General features: G+C 67.8%; 25 protein-coding genes. 9 read left to right on the forward strand and 16 right to left on the reverse strand.

The window, feature by feature from the left end; genetic code table 11:
- Window positions 1-105 precede the first annotated feature (105 nt).
- From KR541_RS21340 to KR541_RS21355, 4 genes are all read right to left on the reverse strand, one after another.
- The gene (locus KR541_RS21340; RefSeq protein WP_050012145.1) at window positions 106-1,221 is read right to left on the reverse strand and encodes a succinylglutamate desuccinylase/aspartoacylase family protein; all 1,116 of its coding nucleotides are present in this window, start codon (window positions 1,219-1,221) and stop codon (window positions 106-108) included.
- 224 nt (window positions 1,222-1,445) lie between these two features.
- Window positions 1,446-2,228: an ABC transporter substrate-binding protein gene (locus KR541_RS21345; protein WP_050012144.1), complete on the reverse strand. Its 783-nt coding sequence runs from the start codon at window positions 2,226-2,228 to the stop codon at window positions 1,446-1,448.
- A gap of 226 nt (window positions 2,229-2,454) precedes the next feature.
- Window positions 2,455-3,375, reverse strand: a complete 921-nt coding sequence (locus tag KR541_RS21350; protein ID WP_050012143.1) for a LysR substrate-binding domain-containing protein — start codon at window positions 3,373-3,375, stop codon at window positions 2,455-2,457.
- A 60-nt stretch (window positions 3,376-3,435) separates the two neighbouring features.
- Window positions 3,436-4,383 (reverse strand): GlxA family transcriptional regulator, encoded by a 948-nt coding sequence (locus tag KR541_RS21355; RefSeq protein WP_050012142.1) that lies wholly within the window; start codon window positions 4,381-4,383, stop codon window positions 3,436-3,438.
- Window positions 4,384-4,488: 105 nt separating this feature from the next.
- On the opposite strand from KR541_RS21355, the gene KR541_RS21360 reads away from it, so the two are divergent.
- Together KR541_RS21360 and KR541_RS21365 are read left to right on the forward strand one after the other, a co-directional pair.
- Window positions 4,489-4,797 carry a DUF3817 domain-containing protein gene (locus tag KR541_RS21360; RefSeq protein ID WP_050012141.1) on the forward strand — a complete coding sequence of 103 codons (309 nt, stop codon included), beginning with the start codon at window positions 4,489-4,491 and terminating at the stop codon, window positions 4,795-4,797.
- On the forward strand, window positions 4,794-5,195 hold the full coding sequence (locus tag KR541_RS21365; RefSeq protein ID WP_089489849.1) for a CopD family protein: 402 nt from the start codon (window positions 4,794-4,796) through the stop codon (window positions 5,193-5,195). Before KR541_RS21360 ends, KR541_RS21365 begins: the two co-directional genes overlap by 4 nt.
- A 10-nt stretch (window positions 5,196-5,205) precedes the next feature.
- On the opposite strand, the gene KR541_RS21370 is transcribed toward KR541_RS21365, so the two are convergent.
- The 3 genes from KR541_RS21370 to KR541_RS21380 form a co-directional block, all read right to left on the reverse strand.
- Window positions 5,206-5,799: a hypothetical protein gene (locus tag KR541_RS21370; RefSeq protein ID WP_050012139.1), complete on the reverse strand. Its 594-nt coding sequence runs from the start codon at window positions 5,797-5,799 to the stop codon at window positions 5,206-5,208.
- A 214-nt stretch (window positions 5,800-6,013) separates the two neighbouring features.
- Window positions 6,014-7,402: an NCS2 family permease gene (locus KR541_RS21375; protein ID WP_050012138.1), complete on the reverse strand. Its 1,389-nt coding sequence runs from the start codon at window positions 7,400-7,402 to the stop codon at window positions 6,014-6,016.
- A gap of 451 nt (window positions 7,403-7,853) precedes the next feature.
- A complete protein-coding gene (locus KR541_RS21380; protein ID WP_216089771.1) occupies window positions 7,854-8,531 on the reverse strand; it encodes a TetR/AcrR family transcriptional regulator in 678 nt (225 codons plus the stop codon).
- 48 nt (window positions 8,532-8,579) lie between these two features.
- Here KR541_RS21380 and KR541_RS21385 point away from each other — a divergent pair, with 48 nt between their 5' ends.
- Window positions 8,580-9,248 (forward strand): O-methyltransferase, encoded by a 669-nt coding sequence (locus KR541_RS21385; protein WP_216089772.1) that lies wholly within the window; start codon window positions 8,580-8,582, stop codon window positions 9,246-9,248.
- Between the two features lie 121 nt (window positions 9,249-9,369).
- On the opposite strand, the gene KR541_RS21390 is transcribed toward KR541_RS21385, so the two are convergent.
- From KR541_RS21390 to KR541_RS21420, 7 genes are all read right to left on the reverse strand, one after another.
- Complete coding sequence (locus KR541_RS21390; RefSeq protein WP_050012135.1) at window positions 9,370-9,888, reverse strand: DUF3455 domain-containing protein; 519 nt, start codon at window positions 9,886-9,888, stop codon at window positions 9,370-9,372.
- A gap of 138 nt (window positions 9,889-10,026) precedes the next feature.
- On the reverse strand, window positions 10,027-10,992 hold the full coding sequence (locus KR541_RS21395) for a cyclase family protein (protein WP_089489846.1): 966 nt from the start codon (window positions 10,990-10,992) through the stop codon (window positions 10,027-10,029).
- 19 nt (window positions 10,993-11,011) lie between these two features.
- Window positions 11,012-12,127: an alkene reductase gene (locus KR541_RS21400; RefSeq protein ID WP_050012133.1), complete on the reverse strand. Its 1,116-nt coding sequence runs from the start codon at window positions 12,125-12,127 to the stop codon at window positions 11,012-11,014.
- Window positions 12,128-12,196: 69 nt separating this feature from the next.
- Entirely contained in the window at window positions 12,197-13,003 is an 807-nt protein-coding gene (gene dkgB / locus KR541_RS21405) for a 2,5-didehydrogluconate reductase DkgB (RefSeq protein ID WP_050012132.1), read from the reverse strand.
- A gap of 149 nt (window positions 13,004-13,152) precedes the next feature.
- Window positions 13,153-14,103, reverse strand: coding sequence for an LLM class oxidoreductase (locus KR541_RS21410; RefSeq protein ID WP_050012131.1), 951 nt, complete (start codon window positions 14,101-14,103; stop codon window positions 13,153-13,155).
- Window positions 14,104-14,116: 13 nt separating this feature from the next.
- Window positions 14,117-14,440 carry a MoaF-related domain-containing protein gene (locus KR541_RS21415; RefSeq protein ID WP_050012130.1) on the reverse strand — a complete coding sequence of 108 codons (324 nt, stop codon included), beginning with the start codon at window positions 14,438-14,440 and terminating at the stop codon, window positions 14,117-14,119.
- Between the two features lie 28 nt (window positions 14,441-14,468).
- Window positions 14,469-15,671: an MFS transporter gene (locus KR541_RS21420; RefSeq protein WP_050012129.1), complete on the reverse strand. Its 1,203-nt coding sequence runs from the start codon at window positions 15,669-15,671 to the stop codon at window positions 14,469-14,471.
- A 101-nt stretch (window positions 15,672-15,772) separates the two neighbouring features.
- Between KR541_RS21420 and KR541_RS21425 the strand changes: the two genes are divergently transcribed.
- Complete coding sequence (locus KR541_RS21425; protein ID WP_050012128.1) at window positions 15,773-16,714, forward strand: LysR family transcriptional regulator; 942 nt, start codon at window positions 15,773-15,775, stop codon at window positions 16,712-16,714.
- 61 nt (window positions 16,715-16,775) lie between these two features.
- Here KR541_RS21425 and zwf read toward each other — a convergent pair whose 3' ends face one another.
- On the reverse strand, window positions 16,776-18,251 hold the full coding sequence (zwf, locus tag KR541_RS21430; RefSeq protein ID WP_050012127.1) for a glucose-6-phosphate dehydrogenase: 1,476 nt from the start codon (window positions 18,249-18,251) through the stop codon (window positions 16,776-16,778).
- A 201-nt stretch (window positions 18,252-18,452) separates the two neighbouring features.
- On the opposite strand from zwf, the gene KR541_RS21435 reads away from it, so the two are divergent.
- The 5 genes from KR541_RS21435 (at window position 18,453) to KR541_RS21455 (ending at window position 23,643) form a co-directional block, all read left to right on the forward strand.
- Window positions 18,453-19,031: a TetR/AcrR family transcriptional regulator gene (locus tag KR541_RS21435; protein WP_050012126.1), complete on the forward strand. Its 579-nt coding sequence runs from the start codon at window positions 18,453-18,455 to the stop codon at window positions 19,029-19,031.
- Between the two features lie 152 nt (window positions 19,032-19,183).
- On the forward strand, window positions 19,184-20,059 hold the full coding sequence (locus KR541_RS21440; protein WP_050012125.1) for an SDR family NAD(P)-dependent oxidoreductase: 876 nt from the start codon (window positions 19,184-19,186) through the stop codon (window positions 20,057-20,059).
- A gap of 267 nt (window positions 20,060-20,326) precedes the next feature.
- Entirely contained in the window at window positions 20,327-20,944 is a 618-nt protein-coding gene (locus KR541_RS21445; RefSeq protein ID WP_050012124.1) for a glutathione S-transferase family protein, read from the forward strand.
- Window positions 20,945-21,043: 99 nt separating this feature from the next.
- Window positions 21,044-23,113: a 2Fe-2S iron-sulfur cluster-binding protein gene (locus KR541_RS21450; protein WP_050012123.1), complete on the forward strand. Its 2,070-nt coding sequence runs from the start codon at window positions 21,044-21,046 to the stop codon at window positions 23,111-23,113.
- Window positions 23,114-23,163: 50 nt separating this feature from the next.
- Complete coding sequence (locus KR541_RS21455) at window positions 23,164-23,643, forward strand: nuclear transport factor 2 family protein (protein ID WP_050012122.1); 480 nt, start codon at window positions 23,164-23,166, stop codon at window positions 23,641-23,643.
- Between the two features lie 75 nt (window positions 23,644-23,718).
- Here the strand turns inward: KR541_RS21455 and KR541_RS21460 are convergent, their stop codons facing one another.
- Window positions 23,719-24,624: a LysR family transcriptional regulator gene (locus tag KR541_RS21460; RefSeq protein ID WP_050012121.1), complete on the reverse strand. Its 906-nt coding sequence runs from the start codon at window positions 24,622-24,624 to the stop codon at window positions 23,719-23,721.
- Between the last annotated feature and the right edge of the window lie 43 nt (window positions 24,625-24,667).

A 24,667-nucleotide genomic window follows, 5' to 3' on the forward strand; every position in this document is an offset into this window, starting at 1 on the left:
CGGCTCCGGAAAGCAAATCGCCCGCGCAAGCGGGCGATTTCGTTTGATGCGGCCGATGGCGTGCGATGCGCGCCGCGGCCCGGCGCGCGGGCCGCGCGCTCAGCCTCAGGCAGACAGCAGCGAACCGGTACGGATCGCGGTCGCGCCGGCGATGCGCGCGACTTCCATGCCGGCCGTCGCGAAGCGCACGACCTGGCGCGCGTACAGCACGCCCGACACGCTGCTCTTCAGCGTGACGACGCGATCGGTCAGCGGATCGACGATGTCGGCCACGGCCTGGCCGGCCTCGATCATCGCGCCGACCGGCGTGCGGAACACGATCACGCCCGACACGGGCGCGACGAGCGGATCGGTGCCCGCGAGCGGCGTGGCCGGATGCGCGAGCGGCGGCAACGGCGCCGGCGTGCCTTCGACGATGCCGCGCTCGGTCAGGTAGTCGACGATCGCCTGCGCGTCCTTTTCCGCGAACTCGTACGACACGTCGCGTTCGCTGCGCAGTTCCACCGTGACGGAAATCGCGCCGTTCGGGATCGGGAAGCGGTCGCCGAAGCGGTTGCGCAGATCCGACCAGCAGAAGCTGTGGATTTCGTCGAACGGGTTGCCGACCGAATTCAGCGCGAGCAGCGACGCCTTGGCATCGAGGTAGCGCGCCAGCGGCTCGACGTCCGCCCACAGATCGGGATTCGTGTAGAGGTGCATCACCGCATCGCTGTCGCAATGCAGGTCGAGCACGATATCGGCGTCGAACGACAGCTTCTGCAGCGCAAGACGCTGCGAGTCGAGTTCGGTGCGCGGCTTCTGTTCATCGAGCGCTTCGCGCATCGCCGCGCGTACGACGGCGAGATTGCGCTGCGCGTCGTTCGTGAGGCGGCTTTCGACATGCGGCAGCACGAGCGCCGCGAGATCGTGGAAATTGCGGTTGAAGTTCTGCATCGAGCCGAGCTCGAAGCGGCCGAGGTGATCGCCGAACACGTGTTGCGACAGGCCGATCGGATTGGGCACGGGCACGATGACGACTTCGCCTTGCAGCTTGCCGGCCGTCTCCAGCGCGGCGATCTTGCGACGCAGCAGCGTGGCGACCAGCATGCCGGGCAACTCGTCCGCGTGCAGCGACGACTGGATGTAGACCTTCTTGCCGCCGCGCGGGCCGTAGTGGAAGCTGGTGATCTGGCGTTCGGTGCCGACGGCGGGGGAAATCAGCGGATGGGTCTGCGTTTGCATGATGAGGGGAGTGCGGCGCAGCCGCGAATGATCCGTGTGCGTGGAAGATCGATTGTACGTTGCCTTCCTCGCCGCCATCAAACCGGTGCCGGAGCGTTCGGTTTTCCGTTGAGAATCATCGGGTTGGCGCAGAAAAAATAACGCTGCCCGCGCCGCGCGCAAAAAAAACGGGCTCCTCGCGGAGCCCGTTCCCGTCGCGCCGAATCGCGCGTCGTTCGGCCGGATTACTTGCCGTAGACGTCGAAATCGAAGTACTTCTTCGCGATCTTGTCGTACGTGCCGTCCTTGCGCATGCCGGCGATCGCGCCGTCGATCTTCGTCTTCAGGTCGGTGTCTTCCTTGCGCAGGCCGATACCGGCGCCATTGCCGAGCGTCTTCGGATCGTCGAGGTCCTTGCCGGCGAAGTCGAAGTTCGCGCCGCGCGGCGTCTTCAGGAAGCCGATCTCGGCTTGCACCGCGTCCTGCAGCGCGCCGTCCAGACGGCCGGAGATCAGGTCGGCGTAGACCTGGTCCTGGTTCTGGTAAGGCACGACGTTCACGCCCTTCGACGCCCAGTACGTCTTCGCGTAGGTTTCCTGGATCGTGCCCTGCTCGACGCCGACCGACTTGCCCTTCAGCGATTCGGCCGTCGGCTGCAGGTTCGCGCCCTTCTTCGTGACGAGGCGCGTCGGCGTGTTGAACAGCTTCGACGAGAACGCGATCTGCTCGGCGCGCGCCGGCGTCATCGACATCGACGACAGCACGCCGTCGAACTTGCGGGCTTTCAGCGCCGGGATCATCCCGTCGAAGTCGTTTTCGATCCACACGCACTTCGCGTTGATGCGGCGGCAGATCTCGTTGCCGAGATCCACGTCGAAGCCGACGACCTTGCCGTCGGCGCCTTTCGATTCGAAAGGCGGGTAGCTTGCGTCGACGCCGAACCGCACGGTCGACCAGTCCTTCGCGTATGCACTGCCGGCCGATACGGCGAGCAGGGCCACGGTCACTGCCGCAAGAATCTTTTTCACTCGGTGACTCCTCGTTTTGTTCGATGGGTGCGCGGTTGTGCCGCGCCGTAAGCCTTCGGCCCGCCGCGGCTTCGCGTCGGACAGTCCGTTTCGCCCGCCCGATGGGGGCGCGCGACGTGCGGAAGATTATCAAGACAAAATACCGGCGGGGCGCCTAGGACAAGCCCCGATACCGGGCCCGGCGGCGGCGCGTCGGACGCGCGGCCGTTTCATACACAGGAACGATTCAGCCGAGCGTTTCGTTGACCGCGCGCTGCAGGCAGGTGGCGAAGTGCGACACGGCCGGCGTGGGCAGCAGGTCGCGCCGCGCGATGATCGACAGGTCGAAGCGCGGCATGCTTTCGTCGAGTTCGGCCGTGCGGATGCCGAGCGGCGCGACCATCGCGGCAAGCGGGCGCGTGAAGCAGCCGATCACGTCCGAGCGCGCGACGAGCCCGAGCGTCACCGCGAACGACATCGGCGAGCGCAGCAAACGTTTCGGCAGCGGCAGCCCGTGCGCCTCGAACATCCCGACCATCACGCTGTGCGGAAACTGCTCGGCGCCGACGGTGACGATCCACTCGGCGTCGAGCAGTTCCTCTAACCGGCGCGCGTGCGCGAGCGGGTGGCCGTCGCGCATCACGATCGTGAATTCGGTCGACAGCAGCGGCAATTGCGTGAAATCGCGGTCGAGCGCGGGCACATGGTGCATCGCAGCGATGTCGAGCGTGCCGTTGCGCAACTGCGCGAGCGCGTCCGGCACCGTCACTTCCTCCAGATGCAGGCTCACGTTCGGCATCGACCGGCGAAACGCCGTCACCGCGTGCGGCAACGCGGTCAGCGCGATCGACGGCATCGTGCCGACCGCGACGCGGCCCGACATCTCGCCTTTCACCTGTTCGACGGCTTCGACCGTGCGGCGGACGTCGCCGAGCAACTGCTCGGCGCGCGGCAGCAGCGCCTCGCCGCAGGCGGTCAGTTCGACGCCGCGCACGCTGCGCACGAGCAGCTCCGCGTTGAGCGCCGTTTCGAGCTCGCGGATCGTGTGCGTGATCGCCGGCTGCGTGACGCCGAGCTCGCGCGCGGCGGCGCGCAGGCTCTTCAGATGCGCGGCGGAGACGAACGCCTGGAGCTGCGCGATGTTCAGGGGATTGCGGATGCGGGTCATCGGTCGGGTCCGGTTGGCGCGAACGGGGGCGGCGGGTTCAGGCGGCGAGCCCGATGAAGGTCACGCATCGGCGCGTGTGCGGAACGCCTGCCGATAGCGCTGCGGCGACGTGCCGACGATGCGCGAGAAGCGCTCGCGAAACGCGCTGACCGAGCCGAACCCGGCTTCCGTCGCCACATGTTCGATCGACAGTTCGGTCACCTCCAGCAACTGCTGCGCATGCCTGACGCGCGCGGTCTGCAGCCATTGCCCCGGCGACGTGCCCGTCTGCTCCTGGAAGCGCCGCGTCAGCGTGCGCACGCTCGTCGATGCCTTGCGCGCGATCGCGTCGAGCGTCAGCGGCTGGCGCAGGTTCGCGTGCAGCCAGTCCATCAGGTCGTGCAGCCCGTCGCCGCCGGCCGGCCATTCGGGCGCGATGAACTGCGCCTGGCCGCCTTCGCGCACGCGCGGCGCCACCGCGTTGCGGGCCGCGTCGACGGCGACGGCCGCGCCGTAGTCGGCCTGGATCATGTGCAGGCACAGATCGAGGCCGGCCGCCGCGCCGGCCGAGGTCAGGATCCGGCCGTTGTCGACGAACAGCACGTTCGGGTCGACGTCGACGGTCGGATAGCGGCGCGCGAGTTCGGCGGCCGCGAGCCAGTGCGTCGTCGCGCGCAGGCCGTCGAGCAGCCCGGCTTCCGCGAGTACGAACGCGCCGCTGCAGATCGACGCGATCCGGCGCCCGCGCGTGGCCGCCGCGCGCAGCGCGTCGAGCACGCGGCGCGACGTCGGCGCGAGCGGCACCGACGTGCCGGGCACCATGATCGTATCGGCGTCGGCCAGCGCATCGAGGCGAAACGGCGGGCGCAGCTCGAACAGGTCGCCGCCGACGCGCGGCTGTTCGCTGCACACGCGTACGCGGTACGCCTGTTCGACATGGGAGGCCCGCACGCGCACGAACGTGTCGCAGGCGACGCCCAGATCGAACGGGACGACATCGGGCAAGGCAAGAACGGCGACCGTGTGCATGGCGTTGCGGCCGTGGCCAGAATCCGTTGAAAGATGTCATTCTAGCCAATGGCTCGGGCCGGCACCACACGCGACAATCGCGGCGGACCACCTGGAGCCCTGCCGATGAAACAAGACGATCGCAACGCGTTGCGGAACCTGCAATACCTGTCGCTGCTGGAGGCGACCACGCTCGTCGCGCTGGTCTGCGTGGCCGTGCCGCTCAAGCATCTGGCCGGCTACCCGGTCGCGGTGTCGATCATGGGCCCGGTTCACGGCATCGCGTTCGCGATGTACGTGTGGGCGGTAGTCGTCACCGCATCGAGCGGGCTGTGGAGCAAGGGCGAGGTCGCGCGGCTCGTGCTGTCGGCCGTCGTGCCGTTCGCGGGGCTCGCGAGCGCCGGCTGGATCGCGCGCAGGCGGCACGCGCAATGATCTATCTGGTGCTGAAGGCGGCGCATCTGGCGGCCGTCGTCACGTTCGTCGGCGGGTTGTTGTTGTCGTCCGTCGCGGTCCGGATCGCGAACCTCGCCGTGCATCGCGCGGTGCGGCGCTGGGATCGCACGGTGACGGCGCCCGCGCTCGCGATCGTCTGGATCGCCGGCATCGCGCTCGCGCTGAGCGGTCACTGGTTCGGCGCCGCGTGGCTGTCGGTGAAGCTCGCGCTCGTCGTCGCGCTGTCGGTGCTGCACGGGATCCTGGCCGGCACGCTGCGGCGCATGGCGCGCGACGATCTCGTCGTCGTGCCGGCGCCGTGGCTCGGGTACGCGGCGGGCGCGGTGATCGTCGGGATGGCGCTCGTCGTCGGGCTGGCCGTGATCAAGCCGTTCTGACGCGGCGCGTTCAGGCGAGCGCCATCTCGACCGCTGCCAGCGTGCGGCGCCGGATCCAGCCGCTGCCCACTCGGATCGCGAGCCAGTACGGCGTGAACAGCCAGCGCGTGCGCGCGCTCGGGCAATGGACGAAGGTTTCGGTGCGCAGGATGTGCGCGCCCGACGCGAGCCCGACGACCTCGAACCGGAGCACCAGCTTCGCGTCGCGCGGGTCGTCGTGCCGGACGAACGCGTCGGCATCGGCGACGGCGCGCACGTCGGGCGTCGGGCGCCAGAAGCGTCCGACGAGGCCGAGCGACAGCGACGTGTCGTCGCGATGGAGCGGCGTGAACGTGTCGAAGCCGAAACGCGCGCGTTCGGGGCGGGCCGGCGCGTGGCGCAGCGCGCCCGCGACGGCTGCCGGGAATTCTCGCATCGTCAGCAGCGTGTCGATGACGGGATCGGCGCGCATGTCGAGCGAGGCGACGACATCGATGATGGATGCGGGCGGCGCGTCGATCGGCTGCGATTCATGCACTTCGTGGAAGCCGAACGACGGAATGAACGGCGGCTTGCGCGCCGAGGCCCGGGTGGTCGATTCGGAGACGATGCCAAGTGGGTTCATCGCGACTCCTGAAGGGGCAAAACGCGATCGTAGCACCGCGCGCGAATGAGCGCCGCGACGTTTTCGCGCCGTGCGTCGCGCTGCGTCGCACCGATAAAAAAAGCCTGGAAACTCGCGTTCCCAGGCTCGAGGCCATCAACGACGATGGTGGAGGAGACGGTATCGTCCCGATGCGCGCCGCCCTTCTGCAGGCGACGTCGCGCATGTGTCGCGCTCAGATCGCCCAGCCGCCGAGATAGAACGTGACGAGCACGGCCGCGATCAGCACGGTGCCGACGTTGAGCTTGCGGAATTCGCCGCTGGCGACGCGGCCGATCACGAGCGTCGAGAAGCCGAGCATGATGCCCGTCACGATGTTCGCGGTCAGCACGATGAACACCGCGCACACGAGGCCGGACATCGCGTCGACCATGTCGTCCATGTGCAGCTTGCTCACGCTGCCGAGCATCAGCAGCCCGACGTACATCAGCGCGGGCGCGGTCGCATACGACGGCACGAGGCCCGCGAGCGGCGAGAAGAACATCACGACGAGGAACAGCAGGCCGACCACCGCGGCCGCGAGGCCCGTCTTCGCGCCGGCGGCCACGCCGACGCTCGACTCGATGTAGGCCGCCGCCGGCGCGCCGCCGAGGAAGCCGGAGAAGATCGAGCTGATCGAATCGGCGGTCAGCGCGCGGCCGCCGTTGATGATGCGGCCGTTCGCGTCGAGCTGGCCGGCCTGGCCCGCGACCGCGCGGATCGTGCCGGTCGCGTCGAACACGGCGGTCATCACCAGCGCGAGCACGCTCGGCAGCACGGCCATCGACAGCGCGCCCTTGATGTCCATCGCGCCGATCAGCGACGCGTGGCCCGGTGCGCTCAGCGACGGCAACGCGAAGATGCCGCGGTATTTCACGCCCGGATCGAAGATCAGCCCGAATACCGAGATCGCGATCACGACGAGCAGGATGCCGCCCGGCACGCGACGTTTTTCGAGGCCGAAGATCGCGGCGAGTCCGACGACCGACATGATGACCGGGAACGCGGTGATCTGGCCGAGCGACACCGGCAGCCCGGCGCCCGGGTTCTTGATCACGAGGCCCACGTCGTTCGACGCGATCAGCAGCAGGAACAGCCCGATGCCGATCCCCGTGCCGTGGGCGACGCCCGCGGGCAGGTTGCGCAGGATCCACGAACGCACGCCGGTGATCGAGATGCCGGTGAACACGAGACCCATCAGGAACACCGCGCCGAGCGCGACCGTCGGAGGCAGCCCCTTGCCGAGCACGAGCCCGAACGCGGTGAACGCGGTCAGCGAGATCGCGCAGCCGATCGCGATCGGCAGCTTCGCCCACAGGCCCATCAGCAGCGAGCCGAACGCGGTGGTGAGACAGACCGCGACGAACACGGCGCTCGTGTCGAAGCCGGCCTTGCCGAACATGCCGGGCACGACGAACACGGAGTAGACCATCGCGAGGAAGGTGGTCACGCCGGCAATGATCTCGCGGCGTTGCGTGCTGCCGCGCGACGAAATGCCGAAGTACCGGTCGATGGCGCCGTTGGCGCCCAAGCCGGTTTCTTCCGCGCCGACGCCGAGCGTCGGCTGCACCGGGGTATCACTCATGAGCTTGCTCCTTTATCAGCATGCTGAAACGGCTCGCAGCGAACCGTCGTCAGGGTGTCTCGTATCTGGTTGGATTGATCGGCAACGTCGCGGGGACGCATGACGCGCGGTGCGTGTCGTGACGGGCGAATCGAAACGATCGCGAGGGTGTCGCGTCGGACGACGCATGGTGTGGTCGACCCCGTCACGTGTGCTTTGCCGTAGCGAAGGTTAGGCGAGCGGCTCATCACGTCCCATCGGGGGAAGAGCATGCAGCGCATGTCGCAGCGCTTATATCGGCGTGCAACGGGGCTCCGTCGCGCCGACACGCGTGTATACGCCTAGTTCGAATCCGTTAAGGCGACTATTTGAATGCAGGGTCGGCGGGCGGGGGGCGTTGGACGTTACGAATGGCTTTCAAGGTGGCCCGGGAGGCCGGCGCGCGTGCATGGTTTCCGTCCCGATGCGGGCTTCAACTGCGCGCGAGATGCGCGAGATACGCGCAGAACATGTCGGCCATCGCGTCCGAGTACGCGTCGATTTCCGCGGGCGTGCGCGCGGTTTCGGAGAACGCCTTGCCGCCCGTCGTGAGCGTCGTCAGGGTCAGCTCGCACGCGAGCGCATGCGTGGCGTCGGGCACGTCGGGCAGCGCTTCGCGGATGAACGCGCTGAACGCCCGGTTGCCCTCGGCCTTCACGTCCTGCGCCTCGGGGGCGTCGCGATAGAGCGGAGCGGCATCGTCGAGCGCGGTCCGCATCGGCGCCTCGTCGCATTCCGAACGGATGAACGCATGCACCGCCGCGCGCAGCCGCTCGGGCGGCGTCTTGCGCGTGTCCTGCAGGATTGCGCACAGCATGTCGTGCGTCTGCCGCCACTCGTCGTGCTGGAGCCGGAACAGCACGGACGCCTTGTTCGGGAAGTACTGGTACAGCGAGCCGACGCTCACGCCGGCCCGCTCGGCGACGCGCGCCATCGTGAAGCGCTGCGCGCCTTCGCTCGCCAAAACCTGAATAGCCGCCTGCAGGACGTCCTCGACGAGGCGGGTCGAGCGCGCCTGCCGAGGCTGCTTGCGCGTGGCGATCGGGGCGTTTCGGCGGTCGGTCATGAGCGGTTTGCCAATGCGAATAGTAAAACCTGAATAGTTCGTCATATTCTAGTCGGGTGCACTGATGCACTCAACCCGATACGGAGATATCGCATGACCACCCTGATGCTCGACCCGCTGGCTTCGCTGCTGGCGCGCCTGTTCGACGAAGCCGACGCGTCGTCGCCCGCGACGAGCCCGGCCTTCGCCAACGTGTCGCGCGACGAGCAAGCGCGGCTGATGCGCAGCAAGACGGACTACGCCGATCTGTATGCGCGCCTGAAGGACTACCCGCTTCCCGTGTCGCGCGAGACGGGTATGCTGCTGTACATGCTCGCGCGCAGCGGCGGCGCGAAGGCAATCGTCGAATTCGGCACGTCGTTCGGCATCTCGACGCTGCATCTCGCGGCCGCGCTGCGCGACAACGGCGGCGGCCGGCTGATCACGAGCGAGTTCGAGCCGTCGAAGGTCGTGCGCGCGCAGGCCAACCTGGCGGCGGCCGGCTTGGCCGATCTCGTGGAGATTCGCGAAGGCGATGCGCTGCGCACGCTGCTGGCCGCCGATCTTCCGGATTCGGTCGACCTGCTGCTGCTCGACGGGGCGAAGGCGCTGTATCCGGAGATACTCGCGCTGGTCGAGCCGCGGCTCAGGGCGGGCGCGTTCGTCGTGGCCGACAACGCGGAATACAGCCCCGACTATCTTGCTTACGTGCGCGCGCCGGAACACGGCTACCTGTCGGTGCCGTTCGGCGGCGACGTCGAATTGTCGATGCGGCTGCGCTGACCGGACGGAGCGAGGGTGTCGACGATTTCACGCGTCCCCGCATCAAATATAGGAAAACTGATTAAGCGGAAGCGGGGCGAAAGGTGAAGGGATGATCCCCGTCGCTGCGACGCCGTGCGCGTCACTTCAGGAACACATAGCGCGCGAAGTACGGGAAGCGGCCGACCGCATGCTCGGTCGTGCACGTCGCGGCCGGCGGCGTGCCGCCCGCCGTGTCGAGCCGCTGCACGAAGCGCACGCCGGCGAGCGTGCCGGTTGCGGCCGGCGTCGCCGCGAGCAGCAGTTGCGGAATGCTGGCCGGGCTGGCGCTCGGCACTTCCGCGAGCTTCTTGCCGGTAATGCGGCTGCCGTCGAGCGCTTCCCACGACGGTCCCGCGCCGTGCCGGACGACGAGCGTGCCGCCGGCATCGAACAGCAGCGCTTCGGGGTGCTGGAATGTCCACGCGAGCCGGTGTTCGGCATCGTATTCGCACGTGTAGACCTGCAAGCCGCTCGCGGTGGTCGTCAGCACCGGCGTGGCCGGCGCTGGCGCCGTGAGGCCGGCAGCCTCGTTGGCGTGCGAAGGCGCGGTAAAGGCCGCGAGGGAAAAACCGGCCGCAAGGGCCAGCAGCATGTCGCGTGTCGGGGAGCGGCTTGGCATGACGGGGCGTCCTTTCAGGTCGGGTGACGGTCGTATGGCGTCGATCCCGTCAACGTTAGACGCCGATCGCCCAGGCCGCAACTCGGAAATGACAATCGCGGCGATAGTCGCCGCGATTGCCGGAGGGCGGATGCGCGATCAGCGGATCGCGACCGGGTTGATATTGACCTGCGTGGAGCCGACGTACAGCGGCTGGCCGAGCACGAACAGGAATTCCCATGCCTTGTCGCGCACCAGCGCGCGGCTGTCGACCAGCTCCAGGTTGTAGATGCCGCGCTTCGCGAGCATGTACTGGTTGACCGGGAATTCGTCCTGCGTATGCGGATTCGGATAGACCTCCGACGCCCACGTGTCGCCGCCGAACGCGACGATCCCCTGATCGGCCAGCCACTTCGCGGCTTCCATGCCGATGCCGGGCTCGACGGCGAGGAACTGCTTGTCGTCCTTGCCGACCAGTTCGAGCCAGCCGGTGTTGAACAGCACGACGTCGCCCTTGCGCAGCGTCAGCCGCTGCTTCTTCAGCACGGCCTGGATATCGGCGACCGTGAACTCGGTGCCGCCCGGCACGATCGGCTTGCCGTAGTGGGCGGTCATGTCGAGCACGACGCCGCGCGTGACGATCGGCGGCACCTTCTCGACGCCGAGCTTCTTCACGCCGTCGACGGTCACGAAATCGGCCGCGCGGTTGCCGTTGTAGTACACGTTGTCGATGCCGATGTGGCCGATGCCGTTCAACTGCGTGCCGACGCCGGTCCATGCGTTGACGAGTTCGTCGTTGAACGTGAACTTGTTCGGGCCGAGGCTCTTGCCGGCCTGCTGGCCGACCTGCACGTTGTACAGCCGGAAGCTGCGGTGGCGGTACGCCGGCAGGTTCTTGTCCACCGGCACGGCCAGCGGATAGGTCTTGCCGGCTTTCACGAGGCCGACCGCCTGCTTGACGACGTCGGGCGTCAGCAGGTTGGCCGCGCCGATTTCGTCATCGGCGCCATAGACGGACGGATACCAGCCGGCCGCCGCCGCCTCGGACGGGGCGGCGTGGGCCGCTTGCGCGGCCGCGAACGGCAGGATCGCGGCGAGCGCGAGCCGGGCGAGCGTCGCTTTCATTCGAGACTCCTGTCGATCGTTATGCCGCGGCTTGCGCGAGCGTCGGGTAGTCGGTCAGGCCGTGGGCGCCGCCGCCGAACAGCGTGTTGCGGTCGTGCGGCGCGAGCGCGGCGCCGGTGCGCAGCCGCTCGGGCAAGTCGGGATTCGCGACGAACGGGCGGCCGAATGCGACGAGGTCGGCCCAGCCGGCGGCGATCGCCTCGCGCGCGCGCTCGGCGGTGTATGCGCCGGCATAGATCAGCACGCCCGGGAACGCGGCACGCAGTTGCTGCTTGAAGGCGACCGGCATCAGCGGCGCGTCGTCCCAGTCGGCTTCCGCGATGTGCAGGTAGCCGACGCCGAGTTCGCCGAGCAGCTTCGCGGCGGCGAGGTAGGTCGTTTCCGGATCGTCGTCGACGCAGCCGTTCAGCGTGGTCAGCGGCGCGAGGCGGATGCCGACGCGCGATGCGTCGCCGGTCCCGTCGATCAGCGCTTGCGTGACTTCGCGCAGGAAGCGCAGCCGGTTCTCCAGCGAGCCGCCGTATGCGTCGGTGCGCGTGTTCGCGTTCGAATCGATGAACTGGTTCACGAGGTAGCCGTTCGCGCCGTGCAGCTCGACGCCGTCGAAGCCGGCTTCGATCGCGTGGCGGGCGGCGGTGCGGTACTGGTCGACGATCTCGTGGATCTCGTCGATCGACAGCGCGCGCGGCTCGGACGCCTGCACGAAGCCCGGCGTGCTGCCGTCCTCGCCGGCGATGAACACGTTCACGCCCTTCGCCTGGAGCGGCGACGACGACACGGGTTGCGCGCCGCCGAGCAGGCTCGTGTGGCTCAGCCGGCCGACGTGCCACAGCTGCGCGAAGATGCGGCCGTGCGCGGCATGCACGGCGTCCGTCACCTTGCGCCAGCCGGCGACCTGCGACGGCGTGTGGATGCCGGGCGTCCATGCGTAGCCCTTGCCGAGCGGCGCGATGTAGGTGCCTTCGCTGACGATCAGGCCCGCACTCGCGCGCTGCGCGTAATACGCGGCCATCAGTTCGTTGGCTTCGTCGCCGGGCTGGCTGGCGCGCGAGCGCGTCATCGGCGGCATCACGATGCGGTTTGGCAGCGTCAGCGCGCCGAGTCGCAGCGGTTGGAAAAGCGGGTCCTGGGTCATGGTGGATTCCTGTCGGTGCCGCGGCCGGCGGGCCGCGGACGGGTCATGTCGGATGAAGGCGGCGTGTGCTCAGTCCCACTTCGGCGCGAGGCCGTCCGGGTCGACTTCGCGGCCGTTGCGCTCGAGCGCGGCGATCTGCGCCATGTCTTCGCCGGTCAGGCGCAGCGTCTGCGCGAGCAGGTTGCTCGCGAGGTTCTCGCGCTTGGTCGACGACGGAATCACCGAGTAGCCGAGCTGCAGCGCCCAGGCGAGCGCGACCTGGGCCGGCGTCGCGTCGTGACGCTGCGCGATCGCGCCGAGCACCGGGTCGCCGAGCACCTTGCCGTACGCGAGCGTCATGTACGACGTCACGTGAATGCCTTCGGCGTTCAGGAACTCGACCAGCTTGCGGTTCTGCAGGTACGGGCTCAGTTCGATCTGGTTCGTCGCGATCGCGTCCTTGCCGACGGCCGCGATCGCTTCCTTCGTCAGTTCGATGTTGAAGTTCGAGATGCCGATCTGGCGCGTGAGGCCCTTCGCCTTCGCGTCCGCCAGCGCGGTCATGAACGCGTCGATCGACACGCCGTTGCCCGGCGCCGGCCAGTGGATCAGCGTCAGGTCGACGACGTCGGTGCGCAGCTTGCGCAGGCTTTCCTCGAGGCTGGCCGCCAGTTTTTCCGGCGCGTAGTTGTCGACCCAGATCTTCGTCGTGAGGAACAGGTCTTCGCGGCGCACGCCCGACGCGGCGATCGCTTCGCCGACTTCTGCTTCGTTGCCGTAGATCTGCGCGGTGTCGATCGCGCGGTAGCCGACTTCGAGGCCGTTGCGGACCGAGTCGATGACGACCTGGCCTTGCAGGCGGAACGTACCGAGGCCGAATGCGGGAATCTTGCTCATCATGTGCTCCTGAAAGAGGGGGAACGATTGCGGTATGGAAGTCATTCTGGCGCGTGAGACTGATGAGATAAACGCGTTCATCAGTCAAAAATATTTGATTTGAAGTCAAATATAGGTCGCGCCATGGGCGTCCGGACCGTGGTCGCCGCTTATGCGGCGCGCGTCTGCGGCGTCGTGTTCGGATGGAACGCGGGCAGCACGTCCGATGCGATTTCGGCCATCGTCTCGTCGAGCGGCCGCCGGTTGCGGCGGAAATGCAGGCCGATGTGCTGCACGCCCGCGTCGCGCATCGCCGCGAGTTCTTCCGTCAGCGCGATGCGCCCCGCGCGGGCGCCGAAGCGGTGCCGCTGCAGCGGTTCGTGCGGATCTTCCGCGAGGTCGAGATGGATGAAGCTCACGTACGGCTTGTCGCCGGCCACTGCGTGCCAGTTCGCGGCGCGCTGCAGGTGATCGGCCGGTGTTCCCGGATACGCGAGGCAGCCGTCCATGTGTTCGCCGATCCACGCAGGCGTCTGCTGTGCGAGGCCCGCGACGAGCAGCGGCACCGGTGAACGGGCGGCGGGCAGCACTTCCAGGCCGGGCGGCAAGTGTCCGCGCGCGCCGTCTCGCAGCAGCGCGATCTGGTCGCGGAAGTTTTCGCCGCGCGTGGCGAAGTCGCGGCCGAACAGCGGATATTCGACCGGCCGGTCGCCGCTCGCGACGCCGAGCAGCAGGCGACCGCCGCTCAGTTCCTGGATCGTCGCGGCCGATTTCAGCGTCAGCAGCGGTTCGCGCAGCGGCAGCACGACGGCCGCGGTGCCGAGCAGGATGTCGTGCGTGATTCCGGCGAGGTAGCCGAGATACGAGAACGTTTCGAACACCTGCGCGGCATCGCCGAACGACGGGTCGTACACCGGCACGTCGCGCACCCAGAGCGCGCGAAAGCCGAGCGTGTCGGCCAGTTGCGCGAGCTCCGCGTGGATGTCGAGGTCGGGCACGCCGGGGTGGCGGCCGTCATGCCGGCGTTTCGCGTTGCCGGACGGGGTCCAGTCGTTGTCGAGCGGCAGTTCGATGCCGATGCTGAAGCCGCCGGCGGCGAGCGTGTCGAGTGAAGTGGACATGGTCGGGCTCCGTTCAGATCGCGCGCAGGCTGCCGTCGAGCCGGTAGAAATCGAGCGACGGCGCGGTGAAGAACGAGCGCGACGTGCCCGCGGCGAAGTCGTCGATATGCACGACGGTGGCGCGATCGGCTTCCTGCCACGAGATCGCGTAGGTGTCGTCGGCGATGGGCTGCCACGTATAGGCCACTTCACCCTTCGCGCCCGCGTACGGGCCTTCGGTGATCTCGTAGCGCATGTGGAGGCCGTCTTCGTCGTACGCGTTGAGCGCGGTGAGGCCGTCGTAACGGACTTCGAAAGTCTTGCCGGCGAACGGCGGACGTTGGGTCGATGCGTTCATGCGGGTGGCTCCTGCAAAAGGATGACGTTCAATGGGCGAGTTCGACGGGTTCGGCCGTGCGTTCCGGCAGGCCCTGACGGCTGTCGAGACGGCCGCTCAGCGCGGTGAGCGCAAACGCGCCGAGCGTGACGACGGCGGCGATCCACGGCGTGTGGCCGAGGCCGACGTTCGCGACGATCAGGCCGCCGAGCGACGACCCGCCGGCCACGCCGAGGTTGAAGGCGGCGATGTTGAAGCCCGACGCGACGTCGGTGGCGTCCGGCGCGAAGTGGCGCGCCTGCTTGACGACGTACACCTGCAGCCCCGGCACGTTGCCGAACGCCACGGCGCCCCACGCGAGCATCGTCAGCACCGCGAGCCATTTCACGTGGATCGTGAAGGTCAGCGCGAGCAGCACGATCGCGAGCAGCAGGAAGATCCGCTTGAGCGCCTTCACGGGGCCGACGGCGTCCGCGAGCTTGCCGCCCCACACGTTGCCGACCGCGACCGACACGCCGTAGCCGACGAGCACGAGGCTGACCTGCGACGGCGTGAAGCCGGCGATCTGTTCGAGCAGCGGCGCCATGTACGTGAACGCGATCAGCGAGCCGCCGTAGCCGACCGCCGTCATCGCATAGACGAGGAGCAGGCGCGGCTGGGCCAGCACGCGCAGCTGGCGGGCGAGCGGCGCGGGCGGCGTCTGCGGCAGCCCGCGCGGCACGAACGCGACCGCGCCGAGGAACGCGACGAGGCCGAACAGCGCGACGATCAGGAACGTCGCGCGCCAGCCGAAGTGCTGGCCGATGAAGGTGCCGAGCGGAATGCCGGCGACGAACGCGACGGTCATCCCGCTGAACATCGTCGCGATCGCGCTGGCGGCCTTGTCCTTCGGCACGAGCGTGGTCGCGATGATCGAGCCGACCGAGAAGAACACGCCGTGCGCGAGGCCGGTGAGCACGCGCGCGACGATCAGCGATTCGTAGCCCGGCGCCTGCCACGCGACGAGGTTGCCGACGGTGAAGAGCGCCATCAGCCCGGCGAGCAGCGCCTTGCGCGGCACGCGGCCGGTGAGCGCGGTGAGGAGCGGCGCGCCGATGGCCACGCTCAGCGCGTACAGGCTGACGAGCAGGCCGGCGGACGGCAGGCTGACGCCGAGGTCGGCGCCGATCGTCGGGATCAGCCCGACGATCACGAATTCGGTGGTGCCGATGGCAAAGGCGCTGATGGTCAGCGCAAGCAACGCGAGTGGCATGACGGGATCCGGGTTTCAGTAGGAATGGATCGCAGTGTGCCGGCTTTACTTTTGCGGAAAAACTGGTCTATAAACCAAATTGTTTTGATTTCAGATCAACAATGAAGATCACTCTCGACGAACTCCAGGCCTTTGCCGCCGTGGTCGACACCGGTTCGATCACGGCCGCCGCCCAGCAGCTCGACCTCACCGTGTCGGCGACGAGCCGCACGCTCGCGCGGCTCGAGGAAAAGCTGAAGACCACGCTGCTGCGCCGGACCACGCGCCGGCTCGAACTGACCGAGGAAGGGCGCGCGTTCCTGCAGGATGCGCGCGCGATCATCGAATCGGTCGAGAACGCGGAAGAGCAGATGCTCGCGCGGCGCGAGATGCCGTCCGGGCGCCTGCGCGTCGACGCCGCGACGCCGTTCATGCTGCACGTGATCGTGCCGCTCGTGCGCGGCTACCGCGAGCGCTTCCCGAAGGTCGAGCTGGAGCTGAACAGCAACGAGGGCATCATCGACCTGCTGGAGCGGCGCACCGACGTCGCGATCCGGATCGGCCGGCTGAAGGATTCGACGCTGCACAGCCGGCGGATCGGCAACAGCCGGGTGCGCATCCTCGCCAGCCCCGACTACATCGAAGCGCACGGGCAGCCGCGCAAGGTCGAGGATCTGCCGAAGCACACGCTGCTCGGCTTCACGCAGCCCGAATCGTTGAACGTATGGCCGATCCTTGGCGCGGACGGCGAGCCCTGCCGCATCGAGCCCGACGTCTGGTCGTCGAGCGGCGAGACGCTGCGGCAGCTCGCGCTGGCGGGCACGGGGGTCGTGTGCCTGTCGGATTTCGTGACCGCGCAGGATCGCGAAGCGGGGCGGCTGGTGCAGGTGCTTGCGCGCCAGACGCTCGACGTCAGGCAGCCGATTCACGCGGTGTACTACCGCAATACCGCGATCTCGTCGCGGATCGCGTCGTTCGTCGACTACCTGATCGAGGTGCTGGGCGGTGGCAGCGGCGGCGATGCGCCGGCGCGGCGCAAGGCCGCGTGGATGGAGTCGCAGTAGCGACGCGGCGCTGCCTTTCCGAGTTCGGCGTGCCGCGCGGCGGCACGCCGTCGTGCGGCGATTACGCCTCTTCGGCCCAGGACATTCCGTCGCGCGCGAGCAGCGCCGACGAAGCCGCGGGCCCGAACGTGCCGGCCGTGTACAGGCGCGGCCGGTCGCCGAGCTGCTTCCAGCCGTCGAGGATCGGCTCGACCCACGACCAGGCGGCTTCGAGTTCGTCGCGGCGCATGAAGTGCGTGAGGCGGCCGCGGATCACGTCGATCAGCAGCCGTTCGTACGCTTCCGCGCGCCGTTCCGGAATCGCCTGCTGCAGGTCGAGGTTCAGGCTCACCGGCACCATGTTCATTCCGCTGCCCGGCTCTTTCGCGAGCATCTGCAACTGGATCGACTCTTCCGGCTGAAGCTGGATCACGAGACGGTTGCCGTAATTGCGCGGGCCGGTCGGGATGATCGAGAACGGCATGTCCGCGAACTCGATCACGATTTCCGACTGGCGGCGCTGCAGCCGCTTGCCGGTGCGCAGGAAGAACGGCACGTTCGCCCAGCGCCAGTTGTTGATGTGCGCGCGCAGCGCGACGAAGGTTTCCGCACGGCTGTCCGCCGGCACGTTGTCTTCCTCGAGATAGCCCTTGACCGGCTGCCCGTCGACCGCGCCGGCCGTGTACTGGCCGCGCACCGTGTCGCGCGCGACGTCCGACAGCGACATCGGCCGCAGCGAGCGCAGCACCTTCAGCTTCTCGTCGCGCACCGCGTCCGGGTCGAGCGACACGGGCGGCTCCATCGCGACGATGCACAGCAACTGCAGCAGGTGGTTCTGCACCATGTCGCGCAGCGCGCCGGTATGGTCGTAGAAGCCCGCACGGCTGCCGACGCCGACCGTTTCCGCGACCGTGATCTGCACGCTGCGGATGTTCGGCGCCTGCCACAGCGGCCCGAAGATCGGGTTGCCGAAGCGCAGCACCATCAGGTTCTGCACGGTTTCCTTGCCGAGATAGTGGTCGATCCGGTAGATCTGCGATTCTTCGAAGTGCTTGCCGACCGCGTTATTGATCGCCTTCGCGGACGCGAGATCGTGGCCCAGCGGCTTTTCGAGGACGACGCGCGAGTGCGCGTCGACGAGGTGCGCGGCCGACAGGTTGTCGCAGATCGTCGTGAACAGCTCCGGCGACGTCGACAGGTAGAACACGCGGATCGCGTCGCCACGCGCCGCTTCGGCGAGCCGCAGGTAGTCGTCCGGCGCGTTCACGTCGATCAGCACGTACTTGAACAGGTCGAGGAAGCGGCTCCACGCGTCGGCGTCGAACGCCTTCTCGTCGATGAACGGGCGCGACTGCTCGTCCATGAACTTGCGATAGCCGTCGATGCCCCAGTCGCGGCGGCCGACGGCGATGATGCGCGTCTCGGGCGGAAGATTGCAGTGCAGGTGCGCCATGTACAGCGCGGGCAACAGCTTGCGGGCGGCCAGGTCGCCGCCGCCGCCGAAGATGATCATGTCGACGGGCCGGTCGGCCGCCGTCTGGGAAGGCTGATTCGTCATGGGAGGTTCGCGGTTTGAAACGGTGAACGTGAAACGAACGTCGAGGGCAATCGGGCGCCGGATGGCCGGCGCCGGTACGGCAAAACGCAATAGTGCACCGTTTTGATGGTTTGCGTGTGCGTTCCCCCGGATGTAACAGGGCTTGCGTTCTCGTTGATGGCTCGATTATGATTGAGTGCTCACTCATTAAAGGAATCGAACGTGGCCCGACCGCGCAGTCCCGACAAGCACGAAGCCATCCTCGCCGCAGCCGCGCGCGCGCTCGCCGAGGACGGCGCGACCGCGACGACCGCGCGCATCGCGCGGCTGGCCGGCGTTGCGGAAGGCACGGTGTTCACCTATTTCGACACCAAGGATGCGTTGCTGAACGCGCTGTACGTGAGCCTGAAGGCCGACATGCGCGAAGCGATGATGACCGGGTTTCCGGAACACGCGCCGGCCGAGCAGGCGGTACGGCATGCGTGGAACGGCTATGTGTCGTGGGGCGTCGCGAATCCGGACGGCCGGCGCGCGCTGCAGCAGCTCGGCGTGAGCGGGCGCATCGACGACCCGCATCGCGCGGCCGGCGCCGAAGGCTTCGGCGCGATCCGTGCGCTGCTGCGCGAACAGGTCGCCGCGTCGGGCGCGCTGAACCGCGACGAAGCGCATGCGTTCTGCTCGGCGTTGTTTACGTCGATTGCGGAAACGGCGATGGAATCGATCGCACGCGATCCGGTGCGCGCCGATGCGTACCAGGAAGCCGGCTTTCGCGCGTTGTGGGCCGTGTTGCACGCGGTGTGAGTCAGGCACGGCCGTCGGGCGGCGCGTGCCGCGACGGCCGGCACGGAGTTTCAGGCAGGGCGATGCGGGTCATGAAGGATCGGTTTATCGTCCATATTAATGAGTGAGTAATCATTCATTTTCATCGTTTCACCACGATCAAGGAGTGGAAAATGTCGAAAGTCTGGTTGGTAACAGGGGCCGCACGCGGCCTGGGACGCGCGATTTCGGAAGCCGTGCTGGCGGCGGGCGACCGACTGGTGGCCGGCGCACGCGACCCGGCGCAACTGGCCGATCTGGCCGAACGGTATGGCGACCGGTTGCTGCCGGTCGCGCTCGACGTCACCGACGAAGCGGCGGCAGAGCAGGCCGTCTCGGCGGCACGCGCCGCATTCGGCCGCATCGACGTGCTGGTGAACAACGCGGGCTACGGCCATACGGCGCCGTTCGAGCAGATGGGCGCCGACGTGTTCCGCGACCAGATCGAAACGAACCTGTTCGGCGTGATCAATCTCACGCGCGCGGTGCTGCCGACGATGCGCGCACAACGCGCGGGGCGCATCTTCCAGGTATCGTCGGTCGGCGGGCGCACGTCGACGCCCGGGTTGTCCGCGTATCAGGCCGCGAAGTGGGCGGTCGGCGGATTCAGCGACGTGCTCGCGAAGGAAGTCGCGCCGTTCGGCGTGCGCGTGTGCACGCTCGAACCGGGCGGGATGCGGACCGAATGGGCCGCGCAGGCGAAGCGCGACGTCGACGATCTGCTGCCCGACTATCAGCCGTCGGTCGGCAAGATTCTCGAGTTGCTCGGTGCGTATGGCGGCCACGAGGTCGGCGATCCCGCGCGGATCGCGGCGTTGATCGTCGACCTGTCGCGCCGCGACGACGTGCCGCTGCGCCTGCTGCTCGGCGGCGATGCGCTGTTCGTCTGCGAGCAGGCGGAACGGCAGCGCGCGGAAGAGGCGGCGCGCTGGCGGGACGCCACGCTGTCCACGCAGTTTCCGGACGCGAAGCTGCCGGCCGGACTGGAGGCGCTCAAGGCGATCGAGTAAGGGCGGCCGCTGTCGCGGGCGGCGCGTCGATCGCGTCGACCGCGTCGCTCCCGCAAGCCGGGTCGCGTGCCGGCGCGATCGATTTCGCCGGCGGCCCGGCGCGCAAAACGCCGCGTGGGTCCGCATCGCAACGCCGGCTTTCGCCCGACCATTCGCGAAACGAGAACGATCAATTCTCCTCAGCGGGGATTCTGTCGCAACCGCCGAGTTTCTAGACTTGCCTCAAGCGATGAGACCTGCTCGTCGCACCTCCAAAAGGACACAGTCGTGAAGCTCTACGTTCATCCGCTTTCCGGTCACTCGCACCGCGCCCGCCTGCTCATCTCGCTGCTCGGCATCGAGCATGAACTGGTCGAAGTCGACCTGGCCGCCGGCGCGCACAAGTCGCCTGAATTTCTGGCGCTGAACCGCTTCGGTCAGGTGCCGGTGCTGGTCGACGGGGACACCGTGATCGCCGATTCGAATGCCATCCTCGTGTATCTCGCCCGCACGTCGGGCAACAGCGACTTCCTCCCGCAATCGCCCGTGCAGGAAGCCGCCGTGCAGCGCTGGTTGTCGGTCGCGGCCGGCGAGATCGCATTCGGGCCGGCCGCCGCGCGGCTCATCACGGTCTTCGGTGCGAAGTTCAATGCCGACGAAGTGATCGCCCGCGCGCATCGCATCCTCGCGCTCATCGACGCCGAACTCGCGGGGCGCGACTTCATCGTCGGGCCGAAGCCGACCATCGCCGACGTCGCGTTGTACGGCTACGTTGCGCGTGCACCCGAAGGCAATGTGGACCTGTCCGGCTATTCGAACGTCTCGGCGTGGCTGCGCCGCATCGAAGCGTTGCCGGGTTTCGTCGAGTTCGTGAAGACGCCGGTCGGGCTCGCGGCCGCTGCGTGATCGAGGTCGGCCCGTCGCCCGTGCGGTGACGGAGGCGACGCCGGGCGCGTCAACGCGCGCTGAAAGCGTCATGTGCAGGTTCCGTCGAGGAGACACATCGTGAGCACGGTATCGAATGAAGCGAACTCGCCGTGGCATCGGGGCGAACTCGAGCTGCAGGAAAAAACAGGCGTGATGCAGAAGATGGACAGCGTGGGACGGCGCTTCGTCAGGGATCACATGCCCGACCAGCATCGCGCGTTCTTCGCACAGTTGCCTTTCGTCGTCGTCGGTGCGGTGGCCGACGACGCAGACGTATGGGCGACCTTCGCATTCGGCCAGCCCGGCTTCATGCAGTCGCCGAACGACAAGCGCCTGCGCATCGACACCGTGTTCGATCCGAACGATCCGGCTGCCAGTGGCACGCACGACGGCGCGGCGATCGGCCTGCTCGGCATCGAACTGCATACGCGGCGTCGCAATCGCCTGAACGGCATGATCCGTCGCGGCGAGCCGCGCGCATTCGATCTCGACGTCGTGCAGAGCTTCGGCAACTGCCCGCAATACATCCAGTTGCGCGATTTCGCGTTCGTACGCGAACCCGATACGTTCTCGGAAATCGCACCGGAGGAAAGCGATCGTCTCGACGATCGCGCCCGCGCGATCATCGCGGCTGCCGACACGCTGTTCGTTGCGTCCTACGTCGGCGACGGCGCCGAGCGTCAGGTCGACGTTTCGCATCGCGGCGGCAAGGCGGGGTTCGTGCGCATCGGCGACGACGGCGTGCTGACGATCCCGGATTTCGCCGGCAACCTGTTCTTCGCGACACTGGGCAATTTTCGGGTCAATCCGCGCGCGGGCATCGTGTTCGCCGACTTCGAAACCGGCGACGTGTTGCAGATGACCGGCGAAGCCGAAGTCGACCTCGATTCACCGGAGATCGCCGCATTTCAGGGCGCGGAGCGACTGTGGCGCTTCAAGCCGCGCCGCGTCGTTTATCGCGCCGGCGCATTGCCGTTGCGCTGGACGTTCCGGGCGGAAGGCTGGTCGCCCAACTCGCTGATGACGGGGAGCTGGGACGAGGCCGCGCGCCGCCTGAGCGCCGCCGAACTGGCACGGGCGTGGCGTCCGTTCAGGGTCGCGAAAATCACCGACGAGAGCACGCTGATTCGCTCGTTCCAGCTCGACCCTGCGGACGGTGCCGGCTTGGTGCCGCACCTGGCGGGCCAGCACGTGCCGATTCGCGTGAATCTGTCGGAGGGCGGCGATCCGCTCATCCGCACCTATACGTTGTCGAGCGCGCCGTCGGACGGTGTGTATCGCATCAGCGTGAAGCGGGAAGGGCGCGTGTCGTCGCATCTGCATGACGGGGTGCAGGTCGGTGACCGCATCGAAGTGCGAGCGCCCGCCGGGCAATTCACGATCGATGCGCTCGAGCGCCGTCCCGCCGTATTGCTGGCGGCCGGTGTCGGCGTGACGCCGATGCTGGCGATGTTGCGTCACATCGTCTACGAAGGCGCGCGCAAGCGCGGCACGCGCAAGACCTGGTTCTTTCACGCGGCACGCTCCGTGAAGGAGCGCGCGTTCGGCGACGAGATCGGCCAGCTCGCGTCGGCGGCGAACGGCGCGGTGAACGTGGTGCGCGTGCTGTCGGACGCGACCGGCGCGCGCGAGGGCGACGAATTCGACGTCGTCGGCCGCATCGATGCGAACCTGCTGCGCGCGACGCTGCCGTTCGACGACTACGACTTTTACCTGTGCGGACCGTCGAGCTTCATGCAAGCGGTCTATGACGCGCTCCGCGACCTGAACGTGGCGGACCATCGAATCCACGCGGAGTCGTTCGGCCCTTCCGGGCTCAAGCGTCGAGCCGATTCGGACGCGAGTGCCCCACTGCGTGCGCCGGCGGATACGCCGACACCCGTCGCGTTCGTCAAGTCGGGCAAGGAAGCGCGCTGGCAGCCGGGCAGCGGCTCGCTGCTGGACCTGGCCGAGGCGCGCGGCCTGACGCCGGAATACGGGTGTCGCGGAGGCAGTTGCGGCACTTGCCGCACGCGGATCGTCGAAGGCGCGGTGACGTATCCGGTCGCGCCGGAATTCAAGGTACCGGACGACGAAGCGCTGATCTGCTGCGCGGTGCCCGCGCATCGCGAATCGGGCGGCGGCGATCGTCTGCTGCTCGACGTGTGATTCAGAACCCTCGTCGCACGGCGACGATTCCCGACGAAAGGAGTTTGACCATGGAAGACGTCAACGTTGCCCGCCCGCCGGTTCCACCGTTCTCGCTGGACACGGCGATCGAGAAAGTGCGGCTTGCGGAAGACGGGTGGAACACGCGCAATCCGGAGCAGGTTTCGCTCGCGTACAGCGTCGACAGCGTGTGGCGCAACCGCGCCGAATTCGCGACGGGCCGTCCGGCGATCGTTGCGCTGCTCACACGCAAATGGCAGCGCGAACTCGACTACCGGCTCATGAAGGAGCTGTGGGCGTACGGCGGCAACCGGATCGCCGTGCGCTTCGCCTACGAGTGGCATGACGACGCGCAGAACGGGTATCGCTCGTACGGCAACGAGAACTGGGAATTCGGCGACGATGGCCTCATGCACCACCGCCATGCGTGCATCAACGATCTGCCGATCGCCGAGGCCGACCGGAAATTCTTCTGGCCGCTCGGGCGCAGGCCCGACGATCATCCGGGCCTCAGCGATCTCGGCCTGTAGGGCCTGCTTGCCTACGGCGCGCGATGCTCGCTACGCGTGCCGACTCGCCGGTGCCTGCTAGGGCGTGAACACGCCCTAGGCAGACCACATCGGCGCTTGGGCCCTCAGCCTTTCGACGCAGAGATCGATGAACGCGCGCGCTTTCCGGTTCGCGTGCCGGCCCTCCCGATGCACGACGTGAACCGGGAGCGGCGCAAGTTCGTGCTCGGCCAGCAGCACGCACAGCGTGCCTTGCGCGAGTTCGTCGACCACCTGATAGGACAGCAGGCGCACGATGCCGAGGCCGGCCGTTGCCGCGGCGATCGCGGAATCGTTCGTCGTGGTCAGCAGGCGCGGCTGGATGGGGACGGTGAGCGTCTTGTCCCGCGCGCGGAAGCGCCATTCGGGCGCCGGCGTGATGCCCGTCGCCTGAATCGTGACGTGAGCCGCGAGATCGTCCGGACGCTGCGGCGTGCCGTGCGCGTCCAGATAAGCGGGAGACGCGCACAGCACGCGGCGTACCTTGCCGACCGAGATCGCCTGCAGCGACGAGTTCGGCAACTCGCCGATGCGCACGGCCACGTCGGCGCCTTCATCGACGAGATTGACGACGCGGTCCAGAAACCAGCAGTTGAGATTGACGGAAGGATGCTGCTGCAGATACTCGAGCGCGATCGGCGTCACGTAGCTCTTGCCGAACAGTACAGGCGCCGTGACGGTGAGCTGGCCGCGTGGCGTATTGCCGGTGCCGGTGGCGGAAAGCTCGGCCGCGTCGATGTCCGCCAGAATGCGCCGGCAGTCCTCGTAAAACGACGCGCCCGCATCGGTGATGCGGACCACGCGCGTCGTCCGCGTCAACAGCCGCACGCCGAGATATTCCTCGAGTTCCGTCATCACGCGGCTGATCACCGACGGCGAGACGTTCAGCTTGCGCGCCGCCGATGCGAACCCTTCCGTCTCGACCACCGTGACGAAGGTGGTCATGGCCTGGAGCCTGTCCATGTATGAAAGATATCCGGGTGAAATGAACGTGGCCTCACGCGCA

The organism is Burkholderia sola, assembly GCF_905400185.1.
Taxonomy (GTDB): Bacteria; Pseudomonadota; Gammaproteobacteria; order Burkholderiales; family Burkholderiaceae; genus Burkholderia; species Burkholderia sola.